The sequence below is a fragment of the Stutzerimonas stutzeri genome (assembly GCF_018138085.1).
Classification (GTDB): Bacteria; Pseudomonadota; Gammaproteobacteria; order Pseudomonadales; family Pseudomonadaceae; genus Stutzerimonas; species Stutzerimonas stutzeri_AI.
In genome coordinates this window covers 528,077-553,654 of the sequence record NZ_CP073105.1, presented here as the reverse complement: position 1 = coordinate 553,654, position 25,578 = coordinate 528,077, and the positions used below count along the sequence as shown (strand labels likewise).

At 60.8% G+C, this 25,578-nt stretch carries 24 protein-coding genes, 1 tRNA gene and 2 pseudogenes; 26 read left to right on the top strand and 1 reads right to left on the bottom strand.

Annotated features, from left to right (window positions below; genetic code table 11):
* The first annotated feature begins 46 nt into the window (after nt 1–46).
* Complete coding sequence (gene rpoD / locus KCX70_RS02670; protein ID WP_212619212.1) at nt 47–1,903, top strand: RNA polymerase sigma factor RpoD; 1,857 nt, start codon at nt 47–49, stop codon at nt 1,901–1,903.
* 119 nt (nt 1,904–2,022) lie between these two features.
* Nucleotides 2,023–2,099 (top strand) — tRNA-Ile (locus KCX70_RS02665).
* Between the two features lie 52 nt (nt 2,100–2,151).
* On the opposite strand, the gene KCX70_RS02660 is transcribed toward KCX70_RS02665, so the two are convergent.
* Nucleotides 2,152–2,370, bottom strand: a complete 219-nt coding sequence (locus tag KCX70_RS02660) for a hypothetical protein (RefSeq protein ID WP_212619211.1) — start codon at nt 2,368–2,370, stop codon at nt 2,152–2,154.
* A gap of 18 nt (nt 2,371–2,388) precedes the next feature.
* Between KCX70_RS02660 and KCX70_RS02655 the strand changes: the two genes are divergently transcribed.
* The 24 genes and pseudogenes from KCX70_RS02655 to KCX70_RS02545 all read left to right on the top strand — a co-directional run bounded on the left by KCX70_RS02655 (nt 2,389) and on the right by KCX70_RS02545 (nt 25,530).
* Nucleotides 2,389–2,916: a PAAR domain-containing protein gene (locus KCX70_RS02655; RefSeq protein WP_212619210.1), complete on the top strand. Its 528-nt coding sequence runs from the start codon at nt 2,389–2,391 to the stop codon at nt 2,914–2,916.
* 11 nt (nt 2,917–2,927) lie between these two features.
* Nucleotides 2,928–3,959, top strand: coding sequence for a hypothetical protein (locus tag KCX70_RS02650; protein ID WP_212619209.1), 1,032 nt, complete (start codon nt 2,928–2,930; stop codon nt 3,957–3,959).
* Nucleotides 3,960–4,045: 86 nt separating this feature from the next.
* Complete coding sequence (locus KCX70_RS02645; RefSeq protein ID WP_212619208.1) at nt 4,046–4,552, top strand: hypothetical protein; 507 nt, start codon at nt 4,046–4,048, stop codon at nt 4,550–4,552.
* 233 nt (nt 4,553–4,785) lie between these two features.
* Entirely contained in the window at nt 4,786–5,181 is a 396-nt protein-coding gene (locus tag KCX70_RS02640; protein WP_212619207.1) for a putative Ig domain-containing protein, read from the top strand.
* Nucleotides 5,182–5,493: 312 nt separating this feature from the next.
* The gene (locus KCX70_RS23490; RefSeq protein ID WP_423836257.1) at nt 5,494–5,859 is read left to right on the top strand and encodes a DUF7079 family protein; all 366 of its coding nucleotides are present in this window, start codon (nt 5,494–5,496) and stop codon (nt 5,857–5,859) included.
* Nucleotides 5,780–6,034, top strand: a pseudogene (locus tag KCX70_RS02635) (nuclease); the annotation flags it as partial. The gene KCX70_RS23490 and the pseudogene KCX70_RS02635, both read left to right, overlap by 80 nt.
* 204 nt (nt 6,035–6,238) lie before the next feature.
* A complete protein-coding gene (locus tag KCX70_RS02630; RefSeq protein WP_212619206.1) occupies nt 6,239–7,378 on the top strand; it encodes a Fic family protein in 1,140 nt (379 codons plus the stop codon).
* A 105-nt stretch (nt 7,379–7,483) separates the two neighbouring features.
* Nucleotides 7,484–8,208: pseudogene (locus tag KCX70_RS02625) on the top strand (nuclease-related domain-containing protein).
* 146 nt (nt 8,209–8,354) lie between these two features.
* A complete protein-coding gene (locus KCX70_RS02620) occupies nt 8,355–10,547 on the top strand; it encodes an AAA family ATPase (RefSeq protein ID WP_212619205.1) in 2,193 nt (730 codons plus the stop codon).
* A complete protein-coding gene (locus tag KCX70_RS02615) occupies nt 10,547–11,392 on the top strand; it encodes a hypothetical protein (protein ID WP_212619204.1) in 846 nt (281 codons plus the stop codon). The genes KCX70_RS02620 and KCX70_RS02615 overlap by 1 nt, the downstream gene beginning before the upstream one ends.
* A 435-nt stretch (nt 11,393–11,827) precedes the next feature.
* Nucleotides 11,828–13,618 (top strand): SLC13 family permease, encoded by a 1,791-nt coding sequence (locus tag KCX70_RS02610; RefSeq protein ID WP_212619203.1) that lies wholly within the window; start codon nt 11,828–11,830, stop codon nt 13,616–13,618.
* 162 nt (nt 13,619–13,780) lie between these two features.
* Nucleotides 13,781–14,215, top strand: coding sequence for a thioredoxin TrxC (gene trxC / locus KCX70_RS02605; RefSeq protein WP_212619202.1), 435 nt, complete (start codon nt 13,781–13,783; stop codon nt 14,213–14,215).
* 312 nt (nt 14,216–14,527) lie between these two features.
* On the top strand, nt 14,528–15,247 hold the full coding sequence (locus KCX70_RS02600) for a beta-ketoacyl synthase chain length factor (protein WP_212619201.1): 720 nt from the start codon (nt 14,528–14,530) through the stop codon (nt 15,245–15,247).
* Nucleotides 15,223–16,029 carry a lysophospholipid acyltransferase family protein gene (locus tag KCX70_RS02595; protein ID WP_212619200.1) on the top strand — a complete coding sequence of 269 codons (807 nt, stop codon included), beginning with the start codon at nt 15,223–15,225 and terminating at the stop codon, nt 16,027–16,029. Before KCX70_RS02600 ends, KCX70_RS02595 begins: the two co-directional genes overlap by 25 nt.
* A complete protein-coding gene (locus tag KCX70_RS02590; RefSeq protein WP_021207070.1) occupies nt 16,010–16,273 on the top strand; it encodes a phosphopantetheine-binding protein in 264 nt (87 codons plus the stop codon). The genes KCX70_RS02595 and KCX70_RS02590 overlap by 20 nt, the downstream gene beginning before the upstream one ends.
* A 13-nt stretch (nt 16,274–16,286) precedes the next feature.
* A complete protein-coding gene (locus KCX70_RS02585) occupies nt 16,287–16,544 on the top strand; it encodes an acyl carrier protein (RefSeq protein ID WP_021207071.1) in 258 nt (85 codons plus the stop codon).
* Nucleotides 16,545–16,630: 86 nt separating this feature from the next.
* Complete coding sequence (locus KCX70_RS02580; RefSeq protein ID WP_212619199.1) at nt 16,631–17,209, top strand: hypothetical protein; 579 nt, start codon at nt 16,631–16,633, stop codon at nt 17,207–17,209.
* Nucleotides 17,206–18,885: an AMP-binding protein gene (locus KCX70_RS02575; RefSeq protein WP_212619198.1), complete on the top strand. Its 1,680-nt coding sequence runs from the start codon at nt 17,206–17,208 to the stop codon at nt 18,883–18,885. The genes KCX70_RS02580 and KCX70_RS02575 overlap by 4 nt, the downstream gene beginning before the upstream one ends.
* Complete coding sequence (locus KCX70_RS02570; protein WP_212619197.1) at nt 18,882–19,709, top strand: glycosyltransferase family 2 protein; 828 nt, start codon at nt 18,882–18,884, stop codon at nt 19,707–19,709. Before KCX70_RS02575 ends, KCX70_RS02570 begins: the two co-directional genes overlap by 4 nt.
* Nucleotides 19,706–20,647, top strand: coding sequence for a glycosyl transferase (locus tag KCX70_RS02565; RefSeq protein ID WP_212619196.1), 942 nt, complete (start codon nt 19,706–19,708; stop codon nt 20,645–20,647). The genes KCX70_RS02570 and KCX70_RS02565 overlap by 4 nt, the downstream gene beginning before the upstream one ends.
* Nucleotides 20,634–22,172, top strand: coding sequence for an HAL/PAL/TAL family ammonia-lyase (locus KCX70_RS02560; protein WP_212619195.1), 1,539 nt, complete (start codon nt 20,634–20,636; stop codon nt 22,170–22,172). The genes KCX70_RS02565 and KCX70_RS02560 overlap by 14 nt, the downstream gene beginning before the upstream one ends.
* Entirely contained in the window at nt 22,165–22,590 is a 426-nt protein-coding gene (locus tag KCX70_RS02555) for an acyl-CoA thioesterase (protein WP_212619194.1), read from the top strand. Before KCX70_RS02560 ends, KCX70_RS02555 begins: the two co-directional genes overlap by 8 nt.
* Complete coding sequence (locus KCX70_RS02550; protein WP_392603299.1) at nt 22,587–23,207, top strand: outer membrane lipoprotein carrier protein LolA; 621 nt, start codon at nt 22,587–22,589, stop codon at nt 23,205–23,207. The genes KCX70_RS02555 and KCX70_RS02550 overlap by 4 nt, the downstream gene beginning before the upstream one ends.
* On the top strand, nt 23,191–25,530 hold the full coding sequence (locus KCX70_RS02545) for an MMPL family transporter (RefSeq protein ID WP_212619193.1): 2,340 nt from the start codon (nt 23,191–23,193) through the stop codon (nt 25,528–25,530). Before KCX70_RS02550 ends, KCX70_RS02545 begins: the two co-directional genes overlap by 17 nt.
* The last annotated feature ends 48 nt before the right edge of the window (nt 25,531–25,578 follow it).

The window sequence follows — 25,578 nt, the reverse complement described above, 5'->3', positions numbered from 1 at the left end:
CTCAGCTTGTTTTCAGCCCGCCAGAACCGTCAGTGGATAGGGTTATATGTCCGGAAAAGCGCAACAGCAGTCTCGTCTCAAAGAATTGATCCAGCGTGGTCGTGAGCAGGGTTACCTGACTTACGCCGAGGTCAATGACCACCTACCGGAGGATATTTCCGATCCGGAACAGGTGGAAGACATCATTCGCATGATCAACGACATGGGTATCAATGTATTCGAGGTTGCCCCGGATGCCGATGCCCTGTTGCTGGCCGAAGCCGATACCGATGAAGCCGCCGCGGAAGAAGCCGCTGCGGCCCTGGCCGCTGTCGAGACCGACATTGGCCGCACCACCGACCCGGTGCGCATGTACATGCGCGAAATGGGCACCGTCGAACTGCTGACCCGCGAAGGCGAAATCGAAATCGCCAAACGCATCGAGGAAGGCATTCGCGAGGTGATGAGCGCCATCGCTCACTTCCCTGGCACGGTCGACAGCATTCTCGCCGACTACGAACGCGTCACCAACGAAGGTGGCCGCCTGTCGGATATCCTCAGCGGCTATATCGACCCCGACGATGACGGCGCCGCCGGCCCGCAGGAAGAAGTCGAGCCCGTCACACCGCAGACCACGGCGAAGCCGGCTGCCGACGACAAGGACGACGAGGAAGAAGACGACGCCGATAGCGAAGAAGAGGAAGGCGATGGCGGCCCGGACCCGGAAGTCGCTCGTGTTCGCTTCGGTGCCGTAGCCGAACAGCTCGAAGCGGCCAAGAAGGCTCTGAAAAAGCATGGCCGCGGCAGCCAGGAGGCGACCGACGCGCTCCAGGAGCTCGCCACACTGTTCATGCCGATCAAGCTCATCCCCAAGCAATACGATGCGCTGGTCGAGCGTGTACGCGACGCCTTGAGCCAGGTTCGTGCCCAGGAACGCGCCATCATGCAGATCTGCGTACGCGATGCGCGGATGCCGCGTGCCGACTTCCTGCGCCAGTTCCCGAACAACGAAACGGAACTGAGCTGGGCCGATCAGCTCGCCAGCGGCAAGAGCAAGTACGCCGAAGCCATTGCGGCACGCAAGGATGACATTCAGCGTTGCCAGGAAAAGCTGCTCGCACTGGAAGAAGAGTGCGCACTGGCGATTGCCGACATCAAGGACATCAACCGTCGCATGTCCATCGGTGAAGCCAAGGCTCGCCGGGCGAAGAAAGAGATGGTCGAGGCCAACCTGCGCCTCGTGATCTCCATCGCCAAGAAGTACACCAACCGCGGCCTGCAATTCCTCGACCTGATTCAGGAAGGCAACATCGGTCTGATGAAGGCGGTGGACAAGTTCGAATACCGTCGCGGCTACAAGTTCTCGACCTACGCCACCTGGTGGATTCGCCAGGCGATCACTCGCTCCATTGCCGACCAGGCGCGGACCATCCGTATCCCGGTGCACATGATCGAGACGATCAACAAGCTCAACCGCATCTCCCGTCAGATGCTGCAGGAAATGGGTCGCGAGCCCACGCCTGAAGAGCTTGGCGAGCGCATGGAAATGCCCGAGGACAAGATCCGCAAGGTCCTGAAGATCGCCAAAGAGCCGATCTCCATGGAAACCCCGATCGGTGACGACGAAGACTCGCACCTGGGCGACTTCATCGAAGACTCCGCCATGCAATCGCCAATCGACGTGGCGACCGTGGAGAGCCTCAAGGAAGCCACCCGCGAAGTCCTCTCCGGCCTCACCGCACGCGAAGCCAAGGTACTGCGCATGCGCTTCGGCATCGACATGAACACCGACCACACCCTCGAGGAAGTCGGCAAACAGTTCGATGTCACCCGCGAGCGGATCCGTCAGATCGAAGCCAAGGCGCTGCGCAAGCTGCGCCACCCGACGAGAAGCGAGCACCTGCGCTCCTTCCTCGACGAGTAAAACCAGAACCCCCGGCCCGCACCGGGGGTTTTGCATTCAGGCCAGTCAAAACAACGATCTACGGCCAGCTTCGCTTGGCGCACCGGCAACACCACCGGTATAATCCGCCCCGCCTCTGAGGGCCTATAGCTCAGTTGGTTAGAGCAGAGGACTCATAATCCTTTGGTCCACGGTTCGAGTCCGTGTGGGCCCACCACCTTGAAAGCCGCGCATTGCGCGGCTTTTTCATTTCTAGAACTGATGCAGCGCTAGATCCGCCCGCCGTAGAGGCCGGCGACGAAGCGATCCAGGCATTGAATGCGCCGAATAGGCTCGCCAATCGGCTCACGAATATCCATGCCCATGGATGGCAAGGTATCGATCAATACCGAGGCACGGCGCGGGCACGCTTGCCGTATACCAACGCCTCGAACAGTGACCGCGACCACATCGAGAGTTACCAATACCGCCGAGAATGCACATCCCATGTACAAGGACGTTCAACCATGGCCAAACCCGCCGCTCGACTTACCGATCTAAATGCCTGCCCAAAAACCGGGCACGGTACCAACGCCACCACCAGCGGCTCTCCTGATGTGCTGATCAATGGGTTGCCCACCCTGAGGGTTGGGGACAGTACGGCCTGTGGAGATGTAGTTGCCGAAGGGATCAGTAGCATCTTGATAAATGGCCAGCCCATCGCCTTTCTGGGCAGCGCCACCGCTCACGGCGGGGTGATTATTACGGGCTCTGGGGATGTTCTGGTCGGAAGTCAATCGGGTAGCGCACCATTCACCGCACCTGAGGTTTTACCCAAGCATAGCGAGCAGTATCAGCTGATCGACAGCAATACGGGCCAGCCAGTCGAGGACGCGCTTTATTGCGTGGAGTGCGCCAATGGGCAGCGTTTCGTGGGGTATACCAATGCCTACGGCAATACCGAGCGAGTGTTTACCGAAGACCCGCAGGCCGTGGTCGTTCGCTGGGGACGGGATGCGGCCAAACACCTCAAGCAACAGGGCATTCGCTTCTAAGGACAGATGCAATGACAGCACCTCACCAAGGCAGGACCAGCGCCGAGCATGCGATTCAGCAGATCCCCGTTTCTCTGCAGCGCGATTTCATTACCGTAGTCGGTGCATCGCATATGACTTTGATGGAAAAGCTGCGCGGGCAGAAAGGCAACAAGATGCGCTTCATCAATCAAGGCATCCGACAGATTCGCCTCTACCCTCCAGCAAGCGCTGGCGACAGCACCCAACGCATCTTCCTGATATTCACCGAAGACTATGACCGCACCCTGCTCGACGCCGTGAAGGACATGGTCGAAACCCGTTATGGCGCCAAGTATAAGGAACTCGATTCGATCGCCCACCTTCTTGATTTCATCAACTTACGCATCAGCAAAAATCGAGAGATAAAGCAGCTCGACCTGTTCGCGCACGGCCTGGTAGGGGCCATTGAGTTTGGATACGAGTTAGCCAAGGCTGATAGTTACCGCATGCGCGACGCCCAGGCTCGGATGCTCAAACCCGAGGCGTTCGACTTGAGGGGCAACATCCACTCCTACGCTTGCCGCACCGGTCTTGGCATCGATGCCGATGTGTACGTGAGTGAAGGGGAAGATCCGCTATACGAACAGAGCCTGGCGCAGCTTATAGCTAACAGTGCTCAAACACCCGTCTGGGCGTTTGCGCGGCGCAGCAATTACGATCAAACCTACGGCAGCTCCGAAGACCGGACTGCATTGACCGGCGCTCGCACTAGAGTCCATGCGGACGCGAACGCCATGAAGGCATACAGGCGCCAGCTGAGTAACTATCAAAAACGTCTGCAAGCTCACCGTCAGGTCAGCAACAACCCCATCGCCGCCTTACCTGACGAGTCTTCGCCGCGGCCACCGCAAAAGGTTGCCAGCACCGGGGACCAAGCCCTCGTACGGCATGCCAATAGTCGCGACGAGTATGACCAATCCATAGGATATCCATTGGACGCAGAAGGTGCGGTTCGCCCTGTGCGGGCTGGAGATTCACCGACTGGAGTGCCGGCCACCTTGCTGGAGTTCAAGCCGCAATGAATCCCCGGATCAAAAAGCTACTCGGGCGCGCCACCATCGCCACACTACTAGCCGCTGGGCCCAATCTAAATGCCAAGGAGGGCGAGATGCCTAAGAAAATGATGATGTACTACGGGGGCTTTGAAATAGAAGAAATGTTCGATGCGAGCCAGTGGTTTGCTCGCGGGATGTACAGAACGAGAAACATCGAAGCCGACGGAGGTGCCAGCAATGTCACCATGTTGCGTAGCCAGCCCAAGCCCTTTACCCGCGAGCAGCTAAGCGAACTTCCATATGCCGCAGCCGAGGCATTCGATGCGAGCTATCTCGACGGCGTAGATATCGAGGCATTCGTTCTTAACCCACCCGATCTCAGCCATCGCATCCGCTACGCCTACAGCGCGTTCGCCGAGCCGAACAAGCCGGAAGATTATTACTACCTCTACCTGGATCTAGCCGGCAGACGTTTTGCGGTCACCTTCTCTCGCGACGCTCAAACGGGCGACAACCTCACCGGGAAGGCCGCCAAGGAAATCAGCGGTGATTACGCCTCGCAGGCCGAGCACCGTAAAGCCTTTGCCGAGATAGACGAGTTCGAGCGTAAAGCTCGCTGATCACTCATTGCCGCGACACATCAAACCAGCTGCGACTGCCGGAATCCGAAGAACTTTAGCGACACGGCGGCAGGAGACCGAATATCCGAGGAAAAAATCGTCGATTCTCGGATGTTTTCTTGGGGCTACGTTTCGCACCAGGTCCGCGCAGCTACACGCTTGGTCAGCTCGTCAAAGACATATACGGCGGGGCCGTATTCAGCAAAATCCCATGAAAGAGGAAAGCGCCTCATATGCTACGGAAAGCACTTTGCGTCATCGGCTTAACGCTTCAGCTGGCGGGATGTGAAGCAGTCATGTCCGGTGGCATGGTCGGCAGCTGCGCCATGCGGCCTGAACCGACTCTGCTGCCGGAGGCCTTACCAGCCGCCAAAGTCGGGGTCCCGTACAGCGTACAACTCAGCGTGACCAATACTTCTTCACCTGTCCACGGCATCTATGTAAGTGACGCCCACCCCTTACCCGATGGACTGAGTATTTATCACCAAAACCGCGAACCGACTGGGCACACCAACGGCACTCCGATCAAGGCTGGCGCCTATGAAGTGCATATATCCGCCGGCACCTATGGCACCCAGTGCGCCGGTCTCAGGGCACGTCGCGTCTACACGCTTGAAGTTGCGGAATAACCGCCCCAGTGCGCCAGCCAGAACGTGGCGCACGTCTACAAAATAAAGCGACGAAATAGTAAACCCATGAATAACCTCCGACGCACCTCTCTCATAGGCCTGGCCATTCTGCCACTGGCCGCCCTGGGACTTTCCGGGTGCAGGGTTGGCTCCGGCTGCCTGCAACGAAAGAGCAAATCCCAACGCTCGATCAACCCGTCGGGTTGACGCACTAACCACGCAGTGCCGGGGTCGCAGGCGTGATAAGTCAAAACTACAGCCTCATATTAGAGGCCTTCGACTAGACAGGACCACGTCAGGCTTTGGGCAGCCCTGTCGGACGTATTTGTAGACAACTCCGTCGACTACGTCAGCATCGCTCGACACCTCAATGGCTATGGACGTTCGACCATCGAGACGGCGTTCTTTCTCGACGTTGCACCCGCCTGCTTCTCGAACCTGCAAGCAGCAATTCCCTCCGCCTGGACAGCGCCCGACTCTGCTGGCTTGCTGATACGATCGCTCGCAACTCTGAAGCGCGTAGGTCCTCTTCGCTCCGGCGTCTGCATGACCGAGCTTTCGTCGCCGATCTTCGCTATCGGCTCAAGCCTGAATGGCAGTGCATCGAAATGGCACCCAGGGCATCGGCTTTATCCGCTATATCCACTCATTCCAGCAGCCGGTATTCGGCGAGGCTGAAGTCGACGCCATGCTGCACGCCATACAAACCGGCCGCCGCGCACCAACCCTCGCTACCACCGCGAGCATGTGCAAAACCTCAGGCGCCGTAGTGATCCCACAGCCGAGCGGCAATGCCCGAAATGCGGCAATTCGCACCGTGAAGCCCGGCCCTAAAGCAGGGCAGCAGTTCTAGGGCAGTTCGGCGTTTCCCCGAACGATGCAGAGTCTTTGAAATGCATGTGAGAACACAAATCGTGGTCTGTCCCCTATTGCCCATGTTGCTTCTGACGGCTTGGAACCTGGCTAAAAATTAGACAGTGAGCCGAATAGCCAGCATTATCGACTCATTAGATGAGCCGAATAAGCTCGCTAATCGGCTCACATATGAGCAACCCTCATGAATGACTCGCTCTGGATCTGGCAGCAGCCCAACTGGCCGCACTTCAGCTGGCAAGCCAGCGAACTTGCTCCGCTGCTGCGCGCATGCAGCCAGGCTCAGGGCCGCTTGCTGGGAATGCTCGGGGCTGTGGGTAGCGACATCGAGGTGCAGAGCAGCATGGATGCCATGCTGCAGAACATCGTCACCTCATCCGCCATCGAGGGTGAGCAGTTGAATGTCGTCTCGGTGCGTTCATCACTGGCACGGCGCCTAGGGCTGCACGAAGAAGGCCGCACCACCTCTCGATCTGAAGGGCTGGCGGAATTACTGTTCGATGCCACCCGCGTCTATCAGCAGCCGCTTGATCTGCAGCGGCTGTTCACATGGCATGGCTGGTTGTTCCCCAGCGATGACTACCTGCTGGCCCGCCCGCTACGCATCGGCATGCTGCGCGGCGAAGAGCCCATGCAGGTAGTTTCCGGCAGACTCGACCGCCCTGCCCTGCATTTCGAAGCGCCACCGCGTGCCGGACTAGAAGCGCAACTAGGCGACTTCCTCGCTTGGTTCGAGAGCAGCCGTAGCGATGCAGGCCTCGACCCGTTTCTGCGGGCCGGCATTGCGCACTTCTGGTTCGTCACCCTGCACCCCTTCGATGACGGTAACGGTCGCCTTACGCGCGCCATTACCGACCTGGCACTGGCCCAGGGCGAACAGCAGGCCATCCGTTTTTACGCCATGTCGGCGAGCATCCTCGACGACCGCACCGGTTATTACCGCATCCTGGAATCGAGCCAGAGAGGCACGCTGGGTATCACCGCCTGGCTGCAATGGTTTCTCGCAACGCTGCTCAAGAGCCTGGAGCAGGCACTTGCTCGTATCGACCGCGTGCTGGTCAAAGCACGCTTCTGGCAGGCTCACCGCAGCCAAGCCTTGTCTGCCGAGCAGATCAAAGTGCTTAACCGCTTGCTCGATGGCGGCGAGAAAGGTTTCGAGAACGGCATCAGCGCGGCGCAATACCAAGCCGTGGCCAAGGTCTCGAAAGCTACCGCCACGCGCCATTTGAGCGATCTTGTCGAGAAGGGCTGCCTTGCCCGGCTACCCGGAGGCGGACGCAGCACGCGTTACCAAATGCAGCACTTGGAAAACGCTCAAGGCTGACCCCGCAGCGACAAAGCAGCGCACCAGAAGCGGCGCGACACCGTCGTGCCATTACGCCAAGTTTCGGTACTATCCGGTTAACTCAGGACTACCCAGGGACAGGAAATGGACTTCACCCCCGTCATTACGCAGGTCTGGGGCACGCTGGGCTGGTTTATCCCGCTGATGCTGTTAATTGGCCTGCTCAAATCGCCTTGGGCCAAGGGCCAGATTGGCGAACTCCTGGTGCGGCTATTTGCCCACTGGCAGCTGGACAAGCAGATCTACCGCCGCCTACACAATGTCACGCTGAACACCCCGGACGGCACCACGCAGATCGACCACGTATTCCTCTCGCCCTACGGCATCTTCGTGCTGGAAACGAAGAACATGAACGGCTGGATTTTCGGCTGCGAGAAGCAGGCGCAGTGGAGGCAGAAGCTTTACAAACGCACCTTCAAATTTCAAAACCCGCTACGGCAGAACTACAAGCACCTCAAAGCCCAGGAAGCTACCCTTGGCGTTGACCCCGAGCACCTGCGCTCGGTGATCACCTTTGTGGCGGCAGCACCTTCAAAACCGAAGTGCCGGCCAACGTGACCCAGGGCATCGGCCTTATCCGCTATATCAGGTCATTCCAGCAGCCAGTATTTAGCGCGGCTGATGTCGACGCCATGCTGCACGCCCTGCAAACTGGCCGCCGTGCACCAACGCTCGCCACCCACCGCGAGCATGTGCAAAACCTCAAGCGCCGTAGCGACCCAACAACCGAACGGCAATGCGCAAAAGCGGGGCAGCAATTTTGGGGATGCTCTGGCTTTCCCCAGTGCCGGACGATACAAATTCTTTAAGGAGTAGAGCTAGGAGGCCGGCATGATTCGCGTATTCATAAATAAATCTCTCCCCTTTTCGGAAGCTCACTGGGTCAGGAAAAACATTTGCCAATTCAAAGCCCTTGGCCGGATGAAATTCTCAACATTACAAAGGTGACTAAGCCATGAATGATATAGATGACACAAAGGAATCTGGCCAGGCTCTATCGAGCACGAGACGATTTAGTATCCGAAATCTACATCTGGATCCTAACAACTATCGAATCATTCATGAGGAAGAGCAGATAGATGTATCCGATGAACAGGCCAAAGATAAAATCGTCGCCCAGCGCACCTTGCGCCTTATCACCGGCGAGCGCAATCAACATATACAAGACTTAATTGATAGCTTCAAGACAAATGGCTATTTGCCCGTAGACCAGATCCAGGTTAGAGCCCTAGCCGATGGAGGCTATGTTGTTGTCGAAGGAAATAGACGAGTAGCTGCACTCAAAGTTTTATTTCAGGATCGAGAAAACAAAGGCGCTGACCTTGGGAAATTGGACCCTGAAATTTTCAGCCAGATACCAGTTGTAATTTACAATGATGCTGACGAAATGCATCACTTGACCTTGATGGCGCTAAAACATATTAGCGGAAACAAAAAATGGGGAGAATGGAACCAAGCAAAACTATTGGAGAAAATGAACTCCACCTATAAAATAAGCGAAAATGAAATATGCAAGCGGATAGGTATTTCAAAAGTCGAGCTTAGAAGAAGCCTTCGGGCGCTTTCACTCGTAGCACAATATAGGGCATCTGATTACGGTGACCAGTTCAATGAGACACGCTTCCCGATCTTTAGGCAAGCCGTAAGAAGTCAGGCTCTTAAAGAGTGGCTTGGCTGGAACGAAGACACAGCATCTGCCACTCACCCAACAAATAGAGATCTCTTCTTCTCCCTCCTGTCACGCGAACCTGCAGAAGAGACCGATGACGATGGGGAAGTAGGGTTAGCCGAAAAATATTTAGAGCCTGCTATCAACAAGCGAGATGACATCGATCTCCTTGCAAAAATTATCTCTGACCCTAAAGCTTTAGATCAACTCAAAATCACAAGAGACCTGAATTCAGCGTACAGAGCGAGCGACCTCGTGTTTAAGGAGAGACAGGAGGCAGCAGTAAAGTCTATCGCTATTGACATCGACACACTCAGCCAGCTCGCTATACGCCCGTCGAACCTGTCCGAGCTTGAGCATGCGCAAGGAAAGTTGCTGGGGATAATCAACAGAACTCGCGCAGTAAGCTTGACAAGCCTTGCCGGGGTCGACCAGAAATCTGTTTTCCACGACCGTATCGATGCGCACTTCGAAAGTATATTTGTTGAGTCTTACAAAAAGTTAGTAAAGCTGGAAATAAAAAAATTATCGAAAATCAACCTGTTTGCCGGACTGAACAACTCAGGTAAAACCACTTTACTTGAGGCAATCTATCTCCTCGCCAAACAAAATGACTTCGATGGATTACTTGAGGTTATGAGGCGGCGCGGAAAATTTTCGGCAGACCAAGTAGATCCGGAGTGGATTCTTGAGCAGATTAACGGTGATGAATATATAGTCAGCGGCACATTTGACAACGAGAAGACGCAAACCAGCATAAAAGCTCATATCGAAGAAGATTCGGCCATTGATAAATCACGCTACTTGTCCTCTATAGAAATTGATGCGAAATTTGGCAGCCATAGGAACGTATCGTGCTCTCGCATGTACAAAGGCCGGGAAAGAGAAACCCACGGTGATAGCATCAAACACCTATGCCCCGTAATATTTACAAGTCCATTTTTCTTGAATGAGCCTCACCGATATACAAATTATTATCATAGAAGCACACAAGCAAAAGCACTACCAACCATTTTTTCCTTTTTGAAAGAACACATACTGCCGTCGCTGCAAGACATTCGATTAACTGATGAAAGACAGCGCTTTGTTGTAAGCGATGAGCGCTTTGAACAGGGCGTTGATCTCTCCGCATACGGCGAGGGATTGCAGCGGATGTTTTTTCTCGCGCTTCTGTTCGCATCAGCACAAAACGGCGTGCTGCTAATTGATGAGTTTGAGAATGCCATCCACACAAAGCTTATCGGCCCATTTTCAAAATTCATCCATAACATGGCATTGAGCTTCAATGTCCAGGTTTTTATAACGAGCCACAGTAAAGAGTGCATTGATGCATTTGCTGAGGGCGTAAACACCTATAGCGATATGGCTTATCACGCCCTAGTGGCTGACAAAGGATTAATTAATGCTAGGGAATTTTCCGGCCATGAATTCAAGAGTCTTCTTGACGCAGGCGACGTTGACTTGAGGGAAGCGACTTAATGACTGACATTCAAGTTCTGCTAATTTTTTGCGAGGGACCGCATGATGCGGCTTTCACAAGACTTACTCTTGAAAAATTATTTAGTTATCAGCGCCAAACCCTTTGCTTCTCGGAATTCCCTTACCCGTTTAGCTCACTGTTTAAAAAATGCGCTCAAGATCACGTCGCAGGTGATCTACGACTAGACATGGCAAAAAAATTTTTCCTGCCCGACCACGTATTGAAAAAGGATGACAAGCTAGTACTAATATTCAACTACGGCGGATCTAACAGAAAAGCATCCGTTACTCCTTTCTTGGAAAAAATCATGGTTCTACACCATGGGGGCCAGGCATTCTCAACTGGTTATAAGGCTTTGGAAATCAGATACTTGTTTATGGCGGACGCAGACAGTATTGGTTCACAGCGCACTTTAGCCAAGATATCCGCCGACTTTTCATCTATTTCCGACTCCCCTTGGATCTCCGACCCTTGGATCAAGGTAGAAAACACATGTGGCTATACGCAAGGCGCTGAAAAGCAAATATATGCATACATATGGAGGCACTCAGCCTATGATAAAGGAACCCTTGAGAGCCTGATCGAGGAATGTATTGATCTAGCGCCGTTTCTTGCAATTGTAGACGAGCGTTTTCAATGGAGCATAGATCACACAGATAGCGAGCGTGCATCGGCTGAGCAAGCTAAGAGAGTGAAAGCGGCAGTGAGCCTCATGGGACAACGGGCCAAACCAGGCTCATCAATGAGCGTGATCGTCGATCAAGGCGGACTTCTAGACACTGAAAGCCTGCAGTCGTCGCAGGCAGTTCGTGCTCTGATAGATTTTCTCAGACCGCTAGCGTGAAAGATATCTTGGGGACACTCTCTTGACTGGATATTCTGCCTGGCACAGTAATATATCGGTACACTGCCAAGCTCTCAAACCATTCTCTAAATTACGCTTAGCATTGCTAGAAACGATGCTTTCAGGTGATTGTAACCACCCCCAGATATGCATTCTCATTAAGCTTATCGCGTTCCTACGCAACTCATAATCCTTTGGTCCACGGTCCGAGTCCGCGTGGCCCCGCCACCTTTGAAGCCGCGCCTTGCGCGGCTTTTTCGTTCTTGCTCATCTCTTCCGAGCGCCATGCCGCTCCTCCAGCTGGACGCAGCGCAGCAATAACTTTATTGCATATAAACCTGAACAAACGTTCCTAGACTCTCTAAGTCTCGCCCCCTATCGTGCGCGCGAGGCCGCTGTGTGTGGCCGGTCGTTACGCCACGTTTAAGGACGTCCATGCTTCCAGAATCGCTGTCGCTCGTGTTCGTCTGTGTCTTGCTGCTCTGGGTGCTGGTGTCATTCGTGCGGGAGACCTGGAGCCCGGACATCGTGGTGGCGATTGCGGTGGCGGTGTTGATCGCCAGTCAGTTGCTGACGCCCGCTGAGGTGCTCGGCGTCTTGTCGAACTCGGCCCCGGTGACCATTGCCTGCATGTTCGTCATTTCCGCGGCGCTGGAACGCACGGGCTGCATCGATGCACTGGGCAACTGGCTGGGTGGGTTGGTCGGTACCAGCCCGACACGCGTGCTTGGCGGGCTGACGATCACGGCGTTGGTCATTTCCGCCTTTCTCAATAACACCCCGGTTGTGGCGATTCTGACGCCGGTGGCGATTTCGCTGGCCAAGCGCGCTGACACCACGCCATCCAAGCTGCTGATTCCGCTGTCGTATGCCACGATTCTTGGCGGCACGCTGACGATGATCGGCACCTCGACGAACATTCTGGTCGACGGCGTGGCTCGCCAGGCCGGTCTCGCGCCGTTCGGCATGTTCGAGATAACCGGAGCTGCACTGGTGCTCGCAGCGGCCGGCACGCTCTATATGCTGACCATCGGCAAGCGGTTGCTGCCCGAGCGCGATACGCTGTCCAAGCTGCTCGGGCCACGGCTCGAGCGGACCTTCATGAGCGAGCTGCGGGTACCGTCGGGCTCGCCGGTGATCGGCAAAAGCATCGCCGATGCCAACCTCAACGGCGGCAGCGGCCTGCAGGTATTGCAGGTGAACCGCGGCACGCAACTTTACAGCCGGCCGGAACAGGACTTCAGCCTGCTGGCGGGCGATGTCCTGGTGATCCATGGACAGGTGAAGGATGTGGTCGAACTGCGGGGCAGCGGGCACCTGACCTTCAACCGCGGCGAGGCGTTCGAGACCATCAGTAGCGAAGACGAGGTGCTCGCCGAAGCCATCGTCGGGCGCAATTCGCGTTACAGCCACAGGCCGATGCGCAACCTCGATCTACGGGCACGCTACGGGATCAATGTGCTGGCCGTGCACCGCCACGACGAGAACATCCAGGGCAATCTGGACGACTTCCAGCTGCAGTTCGGTGACGTGATGCTGCTCGAGGGCTCGCCCGCGCAGATCAAGCGCTTTGCAGAGAACGGCGAACTGATCAGCCTCAACGCCGTGCAGGAGCACGCGTTTCGCCGGGACAAGGCACCGATTGCCATGACCACGACGCTGGCCGTGATGCTGCTGGCGGCATTCGGCGTGATGCCGATCGAAGGTCTGGCGATCATCGGCGCCGCCGCGGTGTTGGCCACCCGCTGCCTCGATGTCGAGGACGCCTATAAAGCAGTCGATTGGAAAATTCTCAGCCTGATCTTCGGCATGCTCGCGATCAGCGTGGCGATGAACAAGGTCGGCTTGGTCGGGCTGATCGTTTCCAGTGTCGTCGACCTGACACCCTGGGCTGGGCCGTTGTTCATGCTGGGGTTCATTTATTTGTTCACCTCGGTGTTGACCGAGATTCTCTCCAACAACGCGGTCGCCGTGCTGGTCACGCCCATCGCGATCGGCCTCGCCCAACAGCTGGGTATCGACCCGCGCGCCTTCGTCGTCGCGGTGATGTTCGCCGCCAGCGCCAGCTTCGCCACGCCCATCGGCTATCAGACCAACACCTTCGTGTACAACGCCGGCGGCTATCGCTTCGTCGACTTTCTCAAGGTGGGGATTCCGTTGAATCTGTTGCTGTGGGTCGTTGCGACGGCAGTGATTCCGCTGTTCTGGCCGCTGACACCGCTTTGAGGGCATGCCGCGCCAGGCGTCACTAAAGCTGGCCCGGGTAGCATAAGCCTGGACGCACGCCAGGCCTGTCCCTCGTCGCAGAGATTGGTGAAGGCGCTGGCCTTCTTGATATCGCAGCCCACGACCCCATACCAGAGAAAACCACCCGTTTCGGAGCCTGCCATGAGCGACCCGTTGATCATTCCTTGTGCGCATTGCGCCGGGCTCAATCGAATCCCTACCGACCGCCTGGCCGAGGGGCCGCGCTGCGGTCGCTGTAAATCCAGCGTACTGACCGACAGCCCCTTCGATGTCAATCAGGCCAGCTTCGCCAGTCAGATCAAGGGCGACCTGCCCTTGCTGGTGGACGTGTGGGCTAGCTGGTGCGGGCCTTGCCGCAGCTTTGCGCCCACCTTCGCCCAGGCTGCGGCCCAGCTGAAGGGGCGCTGTCGGTTGGCCAAGCTGGACAGCGAGGCCAACCCACAACTGTCGACCCAGCTGGGCATTCGCTCGATTCCGAGCCTGATCTTGTTCAGGAACGGCCGAGAAATTGCGCGCCAGAGCGGCGCATTGCCCTTGCCACAGCTCCTGGCCTGGCTTGCGCAGCAGGGCGTGTAACGCGTCCCTGAAAGCCAGCAAGGCGCGGTTTTCGCTGCTCACGAAACACCGCGTGCGCATCAGCCAATGCCGGCGCATGCATGAGGCAGAGCCACCGAACCGGTCGAAACCTTTAACAGACTGCCGGCAGCGCCACTCGGTTCCGATAAACGCGTCGACCTCTTATCAGGATATTTCAAGCAACGTTTGCCTCAGCCCAATCGCGATTGGATAATGCCGCCACTTTCACGGCGGACAATTTACCGATAGTCGCAGTACAGGGACGTCGACACGCCAACAACAAGGCTCGCAAACGAGCCGGTGAGTTCTCGCGTGATTCAATTCGATATCGATCAATGGCAGGCCTGGGCTCCGGGCCTGACGGGTGCCGGCGACTGGGCGAACTGGGCTCGGGCCCCGCACGACCCGGAAGATGGCGATGCCCAGCCGGACGTCGGCTTTCTGCCTGCCATGCAGCGGCGGCGAATGAGCCGTCTGGCGCGCATGGTGTTCGCCGTGGCCACGCCGCTGGCGGCAGGGCAGCCGCCGATGCCGCTGGTATACGCCTCACGCCACGGCGAAACCGCGCGCACCTTCGCCATCCTCAATGACCTGGCAAACGGCGAACCGCTTTCGCCGACGCAGTTCAGCCTGTCGGTGCACAACGCGATCATCGGGCTCTGGTCGATCCAGCAACAAGACCCCAGCGAGATGACGGCGCTGGCCGCACAAGGCGATGGCCTCGAGCACGCAGTCCTCGAAGCCTCCCTGCTGCTCGGCGAGGGTGCACCGGCAGTGCTGGTGGTGATCGCCGAAGACCAGACGCCTGAGCTGTATGCGCCCTGGATCGACGACGTCAGCTTCCCCTATGCCGTGGCGCTGCTGCTCAAACCGGGCCGCAGCTGGCAGCTGGGCCTCCAACCTGCAGAGAGCCGATTGCCACCGCCCCGTCGACCCCATGCGCTCGAATTGGTCGGCGCATTGCTCGATGGCCACGCCAGCCTTCAACATCAATGGGAGGGACGCCAATGGAACTGGCAGCAAATGCACTGAGCCGTCCCAACGCACCCTGGCTATGGCGCCTGATCGCCACCGGGCTGTCGTTCACCCTGTTCGGCCTCGGCGGGCTTTGCCTGCGCCTGGTCGTGTTCCCTCTGCTCGGGCTGTTGCCCGGCGATGCCGTCACGCGCCGCCGGCGGGCACGCCAGACCGTGAGCCGGCTGTTCTGGCTGTTCGTCCAGTTCATGTACCGCAGCGGCGTGCTGACTTACGAAGTCGAAGGCGCCGAGCGCCTGGGCCGCCCCGGCCAACTGGTGATCGCCAACCATCCCTCGCTGATCGACGTGGTCGTGCTGATCGCGCTGATCCGCGATGCCAATTGCGTCGTCAAACAGAGTCTCTGGGACAACCCCTTCACCCGAGGGCCGATCCGCGCCGCGCAATACATCAGCAACAACGGCAGCGCCGAGATGCTCGATGAAGCCGCCGACGCGCTGCAACAGGGCCAGACACTGATCATCTTTCCCGAAGGCACGCGCACCACGCCCGGCCAGGCGCCGCAGTTCCATCGGGGCGCGGCGGCAATCGCCCTGCGCGGCGCGGGCCTGGTCACGCCGGTGGTGATCAGCGTGACGCCGACCACCCTGACCAAGGCCGAGCCCTGGTATCGCATTCCGGCAAGGCGCTTTCACTTCCATCTGCGCGTCGGTGAGGACATCGATCCGCAGGCATTCGCTGCAGGGAAAGCGGCGCCCATCGCCTCGCGGCGACTCAACGACCATCTGCACCGACACTTCATAAAGGAGCTCGCACTCGATGAGCCAACTGCAGCTTGAAATCAAGCAACTGATCATCGACGCCCTGGGTCTGGAAGACCTCGGCCCGAACGACATCGCGGCCGACCAGCCGCTCTTCGGCGAAGGGCTCGGGCTGGACTCGGTCGACGCGCTGGAACTGGGCCTGGCGATCCAGAAGCGCTTCGGCATCAAGATCGATGCCGACGCCAAGGACACGCGCAAGCATTTCGCCAGTGTCGACAGCCTGGCCGCCTACGTTAGCGCCAACCGCGCCGTCGCCTGAGGAGGAACCCAACGTGAACAGTCGCAACGAGATCTTCCAGACCCTGCGCGATGCGCTGGTCGAACTCTTCGAACTCGACCCCGAGCGCATCAGCCTTGAAGCCAATCTGTATCAGGACCTGGAAATCGACAGCATCGACGCCGTCGACCTGATCGACCACATCAAGCGCCAGACCGGCAAGAAGATCGCCGCGGAAGAATTCAAGTCGGTCCGCACCGTAGGCGATGTCGTCGAAGCGGTGTATCGCCTGGTGAACCCGCAAACGGCCTGAGCCGCACGGTCAAGGAAGCCAGCCGTCGCCCGCTCACGCGGCCGGGCGGTTGCGATTCTGCCCAACGCGCAAACGGACAACACGTGATGCAAGCACCCGCACCACCAGGCAAGGCGAACGCCAGCCGGCTGATTGCTCTCGGCCTGTTGCTGGCTGGCCTCGCCTACCCGTTCGCCGTGTACCTGGGCCTGGAGCATCTGTCGCCGCGTCTGTTCGCGCTGCTGCTCGGCGCGCTATGGCTGGCGCGGATGTTCAGCGGCAGGCAAACGCCGCTCAGCCGCACGCTAGCGACGGTCGCCCTGGTGTTCTGCCTGCTGCTCGGTTTGGCCGGTGAGCCGGCGCTGCTGCGCTGGTACCCAGTGCTGATCAGCCTGGCGCTGCTCGGCCTGTTCGCCGGCAGTCTGTGCTCTGGCATGCCGATCATCGAGCGCCTCGCGCGGCTGAGCGAGCCTGAGCTGCCTCCCGCGGCGGTGCGCTATACGCGGCAAGTGACCTGGGTCTGGGTGGGCTATTTCGTCGTCAATGCCAGCATCGCCAGCGGCCTCGCGCTCTGGGCGCCGCTGAGCTGGTGGACGCTGTACACCGGGCTGATCGCCTATCTGCTGATGGGACTGCTCTTTGCCGGTGAGTGGCTGGTACGCCAGCGCATCAGGAACGCTAAATGAACTGGATTTCCCTGGAACACCTGCTCGATCAGACGCCCAAATCGCGCCCGGTCACGCTGGCCCCCGAGCTGGACCATGCCGAGCTGCGCCAGCAAGCGCTGCGCCTGGCCGCCGGGCTGCGTAACCGCGGTGTCGCCCGCCTCGCGATTCATCTGGAGGATGCGGGTGAGCTGGCCATTGCCCTGCTCGGCGCCTGGCGAGCCGGCGTAACGGTGTTGCTACCGGCCGATCTGCAACCCGCGAATCGCGCACGACTGGCCCACCAGGCCGACCTCTGGCTGACGGACCAGGACGGCGACGTGCGGATCGCGGACCTCATGGCCGAGCCGCTCGCAGGGGCGAAGCTGGATCTCGACCAGTGCCGACTGCTGCTCTGCACCTCAGGCTCCAGCGGCGAACCGAAACTGATCGACAAGCGCCTGCGTCAGTTGGCCAACGAAGTGGAAACGCTCGAAGCCTGCTGGGGCGCCGATCTCGGCGATGCCTGCATGATCGCCAGCGTCGCCGCACAGCATATTTACGGATTGCTGTTCCGGGTGCTCTGGCCGCTGTGCGCTGGCCGCCCCTTTCTGCGCCGTGCCCAGCCCTTCTCCGAAGACATCCAGCGGGCCAGCCGTCAGCACGCCAGCTTCTGCTGGGTGGCCAGCCCGGCACTGCTCAAGCGGATGAGCGATAACCTCGACTGGCCCGCCCTGCGCGGCGTGCGGCGAGTCTTTTCCTCGGGTGGCCCCCTCGATGCCGACGCCGCGCAGCGATTGCAGCAGCGTCTGGGCCAACTGCCGACGGAAATCTACGGCAGCTCGGAAACCGGCGGCATCGCCTGGCGTGAGGGTGGCAGCCTGTGGCAGCCGTTCCCCGCCGTGCAACTGAGCCAGGACGAACACGGCGCACTGCGCATCGCCTCACCTTGCCTGCCACCAGGCCATGTCGAGCAGACGGCCGATGCGGCGCAAATCGAGGCCGATGGGCGCTTCGAACTGCTCGGCCGGCTGGATCGTATCGTCAAGCTGGAAGAGAAACGCATCTCCCTGCCGATGCTGGAAGCGGGCCTGGCCACGCACCCGTTCGTCAGCGAAGCGCGCCTCGGCGTGATCGTCGACAACCGCGCCTACCTCGCGGCGCTGGTTGCCCTAAGCGAGGCCGGGCTGCATGCGCTGCGCAACGGCGGCCGACGCGCCCTGACCGAGGCACTGCGTAATCACCTGGCGAATCACTGCGAGGCGCTGGCCTTACCGCGTCGCTGGCGCCTGGTGCAGCAGCTACCTTACAACGCCCAAGGCAAGCTGCCGCAGGCCGACCTCGAGCGGCTGCTACAGGCCCCTCGCCCGTTGCAGCCCGAGCGCGTCAGTACAACCGAGCAAGACGCTCAATGGCAGCTGAAACTGGGCGTGCCGCTGGACCTCGCGCATTTCACCGGTCACTTCCCGCACACGCCTGTGCTGCCTGGCGTTGTGCAGATCGATTGGGCGATCGCGCTGGCCCGCGAGCTGATCGACGATCTGCCGCCGTGCTTTCGCGGCATGGAAGTACTCAAGTTCCAGCAGCTCGCCCGCCCGGGTGACCACCTGCACCTGACCCTGCGTTTTGACCGCGAGCGCAGCAAGCTGCACTTCGCTTACCGCAACGGCGAAGCGCCCTGCTCGTCCGGCCGCATTCTGCTGGGAGAACACCCGTGACCACCCTCACCCCGATTGCATCCGCCACCGACGCCCCGCCCACGCAGCCAGGCGTCCATCAGCAGTTGTCGCTGGCCATCGATGAAGACTGGTTCAAACCCTGTGCGGTGGTGCCGGTGTACAACCACGAGCGCAGCCTGCCATCAGTGGTTCGCGCGCTGCTCGCGGAGGATTTGCACTGCGTGCTCGTCGACGACGCCTCCCGCCCCGCCGCGGCAGAGGTCATCGACGCGCTGGCGCAGCATCCGTCGGTGCACCTGGTCCGGCACGGCGAAAATCGGGGCAAGGGCGCGGCGGTGGCCTCCGGGCTGCGCGAGGCGTCCCGTCTGGGCTTCAGCCATGCGCTGCAGGTCGACGCCGACGGCCAGCACGATCTCGACAGCGTGGCGCTGTTTCTCGACCGTGCCAGCCAGGCGCCGGATGCGCTGGTCTGCGGCTACCCCGAGTACGACTCAAGCGTGCCGAAGAGTCGACTCTACGGGCGCTACCTGACTCATGTGTGGGTCTGGATCAACACCCTGTCACTGTCGATTCGCGACTCCATGTGCGGCTTTCGCGTCTATCCGCTGCAGCCCACCCTGGCTCTGCTCGACTCGACGGCGCTGGGCCAGCGCATGGATTTCGACACGGAAATCCTGGTGCGCCTGCATTGGCGCGAGCAGCCGATGGTCTGGCTGCCGACGCGCGTGCATTACCCCACTGATGGCGTTTCGCACTTCCGCCTGTGGCGCGACAACCTGCTGATCTCATCGATGCATGCCCGGCTGTTCGGCGGCATGCTGCTGCGCGCGCCCGCCCTGCTCTGGCGTCGGTGGCGCGGATGAGCAACAAAGCCGTGCCCGGCTCACACTGGGCGGCACACCGCGAACGCGGCAGCTTCGCCTTGATGAAGCTCACCGCGGCGGCCGTGCGTCTGCTCGGCCGACGCGCCATGGCGCCGTTGCTGTACCTGATCGTGCTGTATTTCTACCTGTTTGGCCGCAGCGCGCGGCAGAGCGCCTGGGCCTATCAACGCCATCTCGCCGACTGGAGCGGTCGCCGCGACCTGACGCCCAGTTGGCGCAGCGTCTTCCGGCAATTCACCACCTTCGCCGACGCCTTGCTGGACAAGCTCGACGCCTGGGGCGGCCGCCTCGGTCTCGACAGGCTGGTGTTGCACGACCGGATGAATCTGCACGCCGAGCTCGAAGCACCGCGCGGCCAACTGCTGGTCGGCTCGCACCTGGGCAACCTGGAAATCTGCCGGGCGCTGGCTGAGATGGGCCGCAAGGTGAAAATGAATGTCCTGGTGCATACGCGCCATGCCGAACGCTTCAATCGGTTGCTCGACCAGTCCGGCGCGAACCACCTGCGGCTGATTCAGGTCAGCGAGCTGGATCCGGCGATCATGATGGAACTGTCACGAAGGCTGGATGCCGGTGAATGGCTGGCGATCGCGGGTGATCGCGTGCCGCTGCACGGTGCACGCATCGCGACTGCCGATTTCCTTGGCCAACCGGCCCATTTTCCTCAGGGCCCCTGGCTGCTGGCCGGGTTGCTGCAGTGCCCGGCGAATCTGCTGTTCTGCCTGAAACACGGCCAGCAATTCCATGTCCACCTCGAGCCCTTCGCCGAACGTATTCAATGGCGTCGCGGTGAGCGCGACGCGGTGGTGCAGCAGTGGGTGCAGCGCTATGCCGACCGCCTGGCGGCGCGTTGCCTGGAGGCCCCTTTGCAATGGTTCAACTTCTATCCTTTCTGGAACACCCATGACCAACGCTGAGCCCGTGATCTTTGGCGAAAACCACCTGCGCATCGAAGAGCTGCTGGCCGTGGCCCAGCGCCGTGCGCCGGCGCGGCTGCAGGCCGATGCGGCCTTCCGTGAGCGCATCGCGCGCGGCGCGCAATTTCTCGACACCCTGCTCGACCGGGAAGGCGTGATCTACGGCGTGACCACCGGCTACGGCGACTCCTGTGTCGTCGCAGTGCCGCTGCATCAGGTCGAAGCGCTGCCGCAGCACCTGTTCACCTTTCACGGCTGTGGCCTCGGCAAGCTGCTAGACGCCGAAGCCACCCGCGCGGTGCTGGCCGCCCGCCTGCGTTCGCTGACGCATGGGATGTCCGGGGTGCGCATCGAGCTGCTCGATCGCTTGCAGGCATTCCTCGAACACGACGTCCTGCCGCTGATTCCGGAAGAAGGCTCGGTCGGTGCCAGCGGCGATCTGACGCCGCTGTCGTATGTCGCCGCGGCGCTGGCCGGCGAGCGCGAGATGATGTTCCGCGGGGAACGCCGCAGCGCCGCCGAGGTGCATCGCCAGCTCGGCTGGACGCCGTTGACCCTGCGACCCAAGGAAGCCCTGGCGCTGATGAACGGCACTGCGGTGATGACCGGCCTGGCCTGCCTCGCCTATGCCCGTGCCGATTACCTGCTGAAACTGGCTACCCGTATCACCGCGCTCAACGTGATCGCGCTGGAAGGCAACCCCGAGCATTTCGACGAACGACTGTTCGCCGCCAAGCCGCACCCGGGGCAGATGCAAGTGGCCGCCTGGATTCGTCAGGACCTGGCCATCGAGGCACCGACCGCACCGCTGCATCGCCTGCAGGACCGCTATTCCATCCGCTGCGCGCCGCACGTTTTGGGCGTTCTGGCCGACAGCCTGGGCCTGCTACGGCAGTTCATCGAAACCGAACTGAACAGCGCCAACGACAACCCGATCATCGACGCCGACAACGAGCGCGTGCTGCACGGCGGACATTTCTACGGCGGCCATATCGCCTTCGCCATGGACAGCCTGAAGAATCTGGTGGCCAACGTCGCCGATCTGCTCGACCGCCAGCTCGCCCTGCTGGTCGACAGCCGTTACAACCACGGCCTGCCGAGCAACCTGTCCGGTGCGCCAGCCGCCACGGCGGTGATCAATCACGGCTTCAAGGCGGTGCAGATCGGCACCAGCGCCTGGGCCGCCGAAGCCTTGAAGAACAGCATGCCGGCCAGCGTTTTCTCGCGCTCCACCGAGTGCCACAACCAGGACAAGGTGAGCATGGGCACCATCGCCGCACGCGATGCGCTGCGCAGCCTGGAGCTGACCGAGCAGGTCGCCGCCGCCACGCTGATCGCCGCCAACCAGGGCGTCTGGCTGCGCCAGCGGGGGCAGACCGCGCGCCCTCTGCCCGCGCCACTGCAGGCCATGCATACCGCGCTGGGTGAGGATTTCCCTCCACTGATCGAGGATCGCGCACTGGAAGGCGAGCTGCGCCTGTGCCTGCAACGCATCCGCGCACAACACTGGGGGCTCTATGCGTAAGGGCGGCGTGCTGCAGGCAGAGGTCGAGGTGCTGGTGCCCTTCTTCGACGTCGACTCCATGGACGTGGTCTGGCACGGCCATTACATCAAGTACTTCGAGGTCGCCCGCTGCGCCCTGCTGGAGCGGATCGGCCACAACTACACACAGATGCGCGATGCCGGTTACGCCTGGCCGATCATTGATGTGCAACTGCGCTACATACGCGGGGCCCGCTTCAACCAGCGCATCGTCGTTCGCGCCGATCTGCTGGAATGGGAAAACCGCCTGAAGATCAATTACCTGATCAGCGACGCCGAAACCGGCGAGCGCATGACCCGCGGCAGCACCGTGCAGGTTGCGGTGGAGATCGCCAGCCGCGAGATGCTGCTGGCATCGCCCTCGGTATTCGTCGAAGCCGTGGAACGGGCCCTATCGTGATCCCACTGTTCACGCGCCTTGCGGGGCCGACGCTGCTGGTGCTGAGCCTGTCGCTGACGACGGTGGCGCGTGCCGACGCCTTCGATCTGACGGATCTCGGCAGCCAGTTGAGCGAGCCCGAGGTCATCCGCGGCAACTTCACCCAGGAAAAGTACCTGCGTGCGCTGCCCCAGCCGCTCGTCAGCACCGGCACCTTCGTCCTGGCGCGCGATCAGGGCCTGCTCTGGTTCCTGCGCGAACCGCTGCAACAGGATTACCGCATCAGCCCTTCGGGGATCGCCCGACGCGACGCCAACGGCTGGCATCCGACCCAGCAGCAAGGCGCCGCCGCGCGTCAGAACGACCTGTTCCTCGCCGTGCTGCGCGGGGATACGGAGGCCCTGCAACGCGATTTCGAGCTGCAGCTCAGCGGGACCGCGGATAGCTGGACGCTGACACTGACCCCGCGCTCGAAGCTGCTCGGACAGATATTCACCCGCATCGTCATCCAGGGTGGCTCGACCGCCGAGCGCATCGAGCTGCTGGAAACCCAGGGCGACAGCACCCTGCTGTTGCTGACCGACAGCCAGATCGACGAACAGTTGAGCCCCACCGAACGCCATGATTTCGCCGACTGACCAAGCGCTCAGGTTTCCGGCCTGGCTGTCCTCGCTGTTCTTCGTGGCGCTGCTCGGGCTGGTGGCGCTGACCGCATGGCAATGGCGCGATGGCCCACCGGTCAGCGCCAACCTGTTGCAACTGCTGCCCAGCGGCGCGCCCGGCGAACTGGAGCAACTCGCCGAGCGCCGGGTACAGCAACCGCTGAATCGCGATCTGATGTTGCTGATTCATCACGCCGATGAAGCAGCCGCCTTCGCACTGGCCGATGAAATCGCCGACGACCTCCGGGGCAGCGGCCTGTTCGCCCAGGTCCGGCGCTCGGTGCAAGCCGACCTGCCCGCGGTACGCCAACAGTTGCTCGACCAGCGCCTGGCACTGCTCGACCGGGCGAGCCGAGAAGCCCTGATCGCCTCGCCCGGGGACTTCGTTCGACAACGTGTACAACGCCTTTACAGCCCGTTCGACAGCACCAGCCTGGTGCCAGTCGAGCAGGACTGGTTCGGCATCGCCGATCTGGCGCAGCGACAATTGCCGCAACCGGGCCATATCCATCCGCGTCCCGATGGCCGGCTGCTGGCCGAACATGAGGGCCAGCACTGGGCGGTGATCCATGCGCAAACCCAGGGCGATGCCTTCGACGATCAGTTGCCGCTGCTGGTGGACGATCAGATTCGCGCTGCGCGCCATCGGGTAGAGGCTGAGCAGGGCGAACTGCTCGCCGCTGGCGGCATCTTGCATGCCGCTTACGGCCAGCGCCAGGCGCGCGAGGAAGCCAGCCTGATCGGCAGCGTTTCGCTCGTCGCCACGCTGGCGTTGCTGCATTTGCTGTTCCGTACACCGCGTGTCCTGCTGGTGGCGTTGCCCGTGGTGGTCGGCGCGCTGAGCGGCGCCGCTGCCTGTATCGCATTGTTCGGCCAGATCCATGTGCTGACCTTGGTGCTCGGCGCCAGCTTGGTCGGCGTAAGCATCGATTTTCCGCTGCACTACCTTTCCAAGAGCTGGACCTTGCAGCCATGGCGTGCCTATCGAGCCCTGCGCTTGACGCTTCCGGGTCTGGCGCTGGCGCTGACTACCAATGTCATCGGTTACCTGGCCATGGGCTTCACCCCGTTCCCGGCGCTTAGCCAAGTGGCGGTGTTTTCCGCGGCGGGCCTGCTTGGCGCCTTCGCCTGCGCCACCTGCCTGTTGCCCTCGCTGCTGAACGCGCCGCTGCAACCTTGGGCCGCACCGCTGGGTTGGGCCCAGCGCGGATTGGCGCTGCGCGAGGCATTGCTACGGCGGATCCCCTCGATCTGGTTGCTGGCCGGGTTCGTCCTGTTCTGCATCGCCGGCATCAGTCAGCTGTCCTTCAAGGATGACCTGCGCCAGTGGGTCGCCCGCGCGCCCGCGCTGCAGCAGCAAGCCGAACGCGTCGGCGAGATCACCGGCTTCGAGCCGACCAGCCAGTATTTTCTGGTTCGCGCGGCGTCCCCCGACGAGCTGCTGGAGCGCCAGGATCAGCTCACCACGCGTCTCGATGAGCTGGTGGCCGAGCAGAAGCTGCACGGCTATCTCGCGCTGAGCCAGCTGGTCACCCCGACGACCGCCCAGGAACGTCTGCACCTCGCGCTGCCGCGTTTGCTGGAGAGCAGCCAGCCCCTGCTGAAGCTCGGTATTACCGCCGACAAGCTGGAAAAGGAACTCGCCGAGCTACGGTCAAAACCCGTGATCCGCCTCGAGGAGGTGCTGGCCGGCCCGCTCGCAGAACCCTGGCGCCCCTTGTGGCTGGGCGTGCAGGGCGACGGTTCGGCGGCCGGTCTGGTCAGCCTGCAAGGGCTTCGCGACAGCTCGGTGCTGCACGGTCTGGCCGAAAGTATCGGCGGCGCCAGCCTCGTCGACCGGCCGGCGGAGCTGAACCGTCTGTTCGCCGAGACCCAGCGCCAGGCGGCGCTGCTCAAACTCGGCGCCGCTGCGCTCATTTTCGCCCTGCTGTGCCTGCCGTTCGGCTGGCGTGGCGCGGCGCGCTGCCTGGCCGTGCCGCTGCTGGCGGCGCTGGGCAGCCTGGCCTGCCTGGGCTGGCTGGGCCAACCCCTGACCCTGTTCGGCCTGTTCGGCCTGGTGTTGGTTACCGCGATCGGCGTCGACTACGCCATCCTCATGCGCGAGCGAATCGGCGGCGCCGCGGTGAGCCTGGTCGGCACCCTGCTCGCGGCGGTAACCACCTGGTTGTCGTTCGGCCTGCTGGCCCTGTCGAGCACGCCGGCGGTGAGCAACTTCGGTCTGGCGGTGGGGCTCGGCCTGGTGTGCGCCTTCGCGCTGGCACCCTGGGCCGCCGCGCCGGTAACGGAGACCCGACGTTGATCCGGCCGCAGCGTGCATCGGCGCGGTTCCCGCGGGTCGCTGCGAGGG

Bases quoted from the DNA above. Each gene is read 5' to 3' on its own strand.
- rpoD (WP_212619212.1), top strand. From the start codon at position 47: ATGTCCGGAAAAGCGCAACAGCAGTCTCGTCTCAAAGAATTGATCCAG.
- KCX70_RS02660 (WP_212619211.1), bottom strand. From the start codon at position 2,370: ATGGGATGTGCATTCTCGGCGGTATTGGTAACTCTCGATGTGGTCGCG.
- KCX70_RS02655 (WP_212619210.1), top strand. From the start codon at position 2,389: ATGGCCAAACCCGCCGCTCGACTTACCGATCTAAATGCCTGCCCAAAA.
- KCX70_RS02650 (WP_212619209.1), top strand. From the start codon at position 2,928: ATGACAGCACCTCACCAAGGCAGGACCAGCGCCGAGCATGCGATTCAG.
- KCX70_RS02645 (WP_212619208.1), top strand. From the start codon at position 4,046: ATGCCTAAGAAAATGATGATGTACTACGGGGGCTTTGAAATAGAAGAA.
- KCX70_RS02640 (WP_212619207.1), top strand. From the start codon at position 4,786: ATGCTACGGAAAGCACTTTGCGTCATCGGCTTAACGCTTCAGCTGGCG.
- KCX70_RS02630 (WP_212619206.1), top strand. From the start codon at position 6,239: ATGAATGACTCGCTCTGGATCTGGCAGCAGCCCAACTGGCCGCACTTC.
- KCX70_RS02620 (WP_212619205.1), top strand. From the start codon at position 8,355: ATGAATGATATAGATGACACAAAGGAATCTGGCCAGGCTCTATCGAGC.
- KCX70_RS02615 (WP_212619204.1), top strand. From the start codon at position 10,547: ATGACTGACATTCAAGTTCTGCTAATTTTTTGCGAGGGACCGCATGAT.
- KCX70_RS02610 (WP_212619203.1), top strand. From the start codon at position 11,828: ATGCTTCCAGAATCGCTGTCGCTCGTGTTCGTCTGTGTCTTGCTGCTC.
- trxC (WP_212619202.1), top strand. From the start codon at position 13,781: ATGAGCGACCCGTTGATCATTCCTTGTGCGCATTGCGCCGGGCTCAAT.
- KCX70_RS02595 (WP_212619200.1), top strand. From the start codon at position 15,223: ATGGAACTGGCAGCAAATGCACTGAGCCGTCCCAACGCACCCTGGCTA.
- KCX70_RS02590 (WP_021207070.1), top strand. From the start codon at position 16,010: ATGAGCCAACTGCAGCTTGAAATCAAGCAACTGATCATCGACGCCCTG.
- KCX70_RS02580 (WP_212619199.1), top strand. From the start codon at position 16,631: ATGCAAGCACCCGCACCACCAGGCAAGGCGAACGCCAGCCGGCTGATT.
- KCX70_RS02575 (WP_212619198.1), top strand. From the start codon at position 17,206: ATGAACTGGATTTCCCTGGAACACCTGCTCGATCAGACGCCCAAATCG.
- KCX70_RS02565 (WP_212619196.1), top strand. From the start codon at position 19,706: ATGAGCAACAAAGCCGTGCCCGGCTCACACTGGGCGGCACACCGCGAA.
- KCX70_RS02560 (WP_212619195.1), top strand. From the start codon at position 20,634: ATGACCAACGCTGAGCCCGTGATCTTTGGCGAAAACCACCTGCGCATC.
- KCX70_RS02555 (WP_212619194.1), top strand. From the start codon at position 22,165: ATGCGTAAGGGCGGCGTGCTGCAGGCAGAGGTCGAGGTGCTGGTGCCC.
- KCX70_RS02545 (WP_212619193.1), top strand. From the start codon at position 23,191: ATGATTTCGCCGACTGACCAAGCGCTCAGGTTTCCGGCCTGGCTGTCC.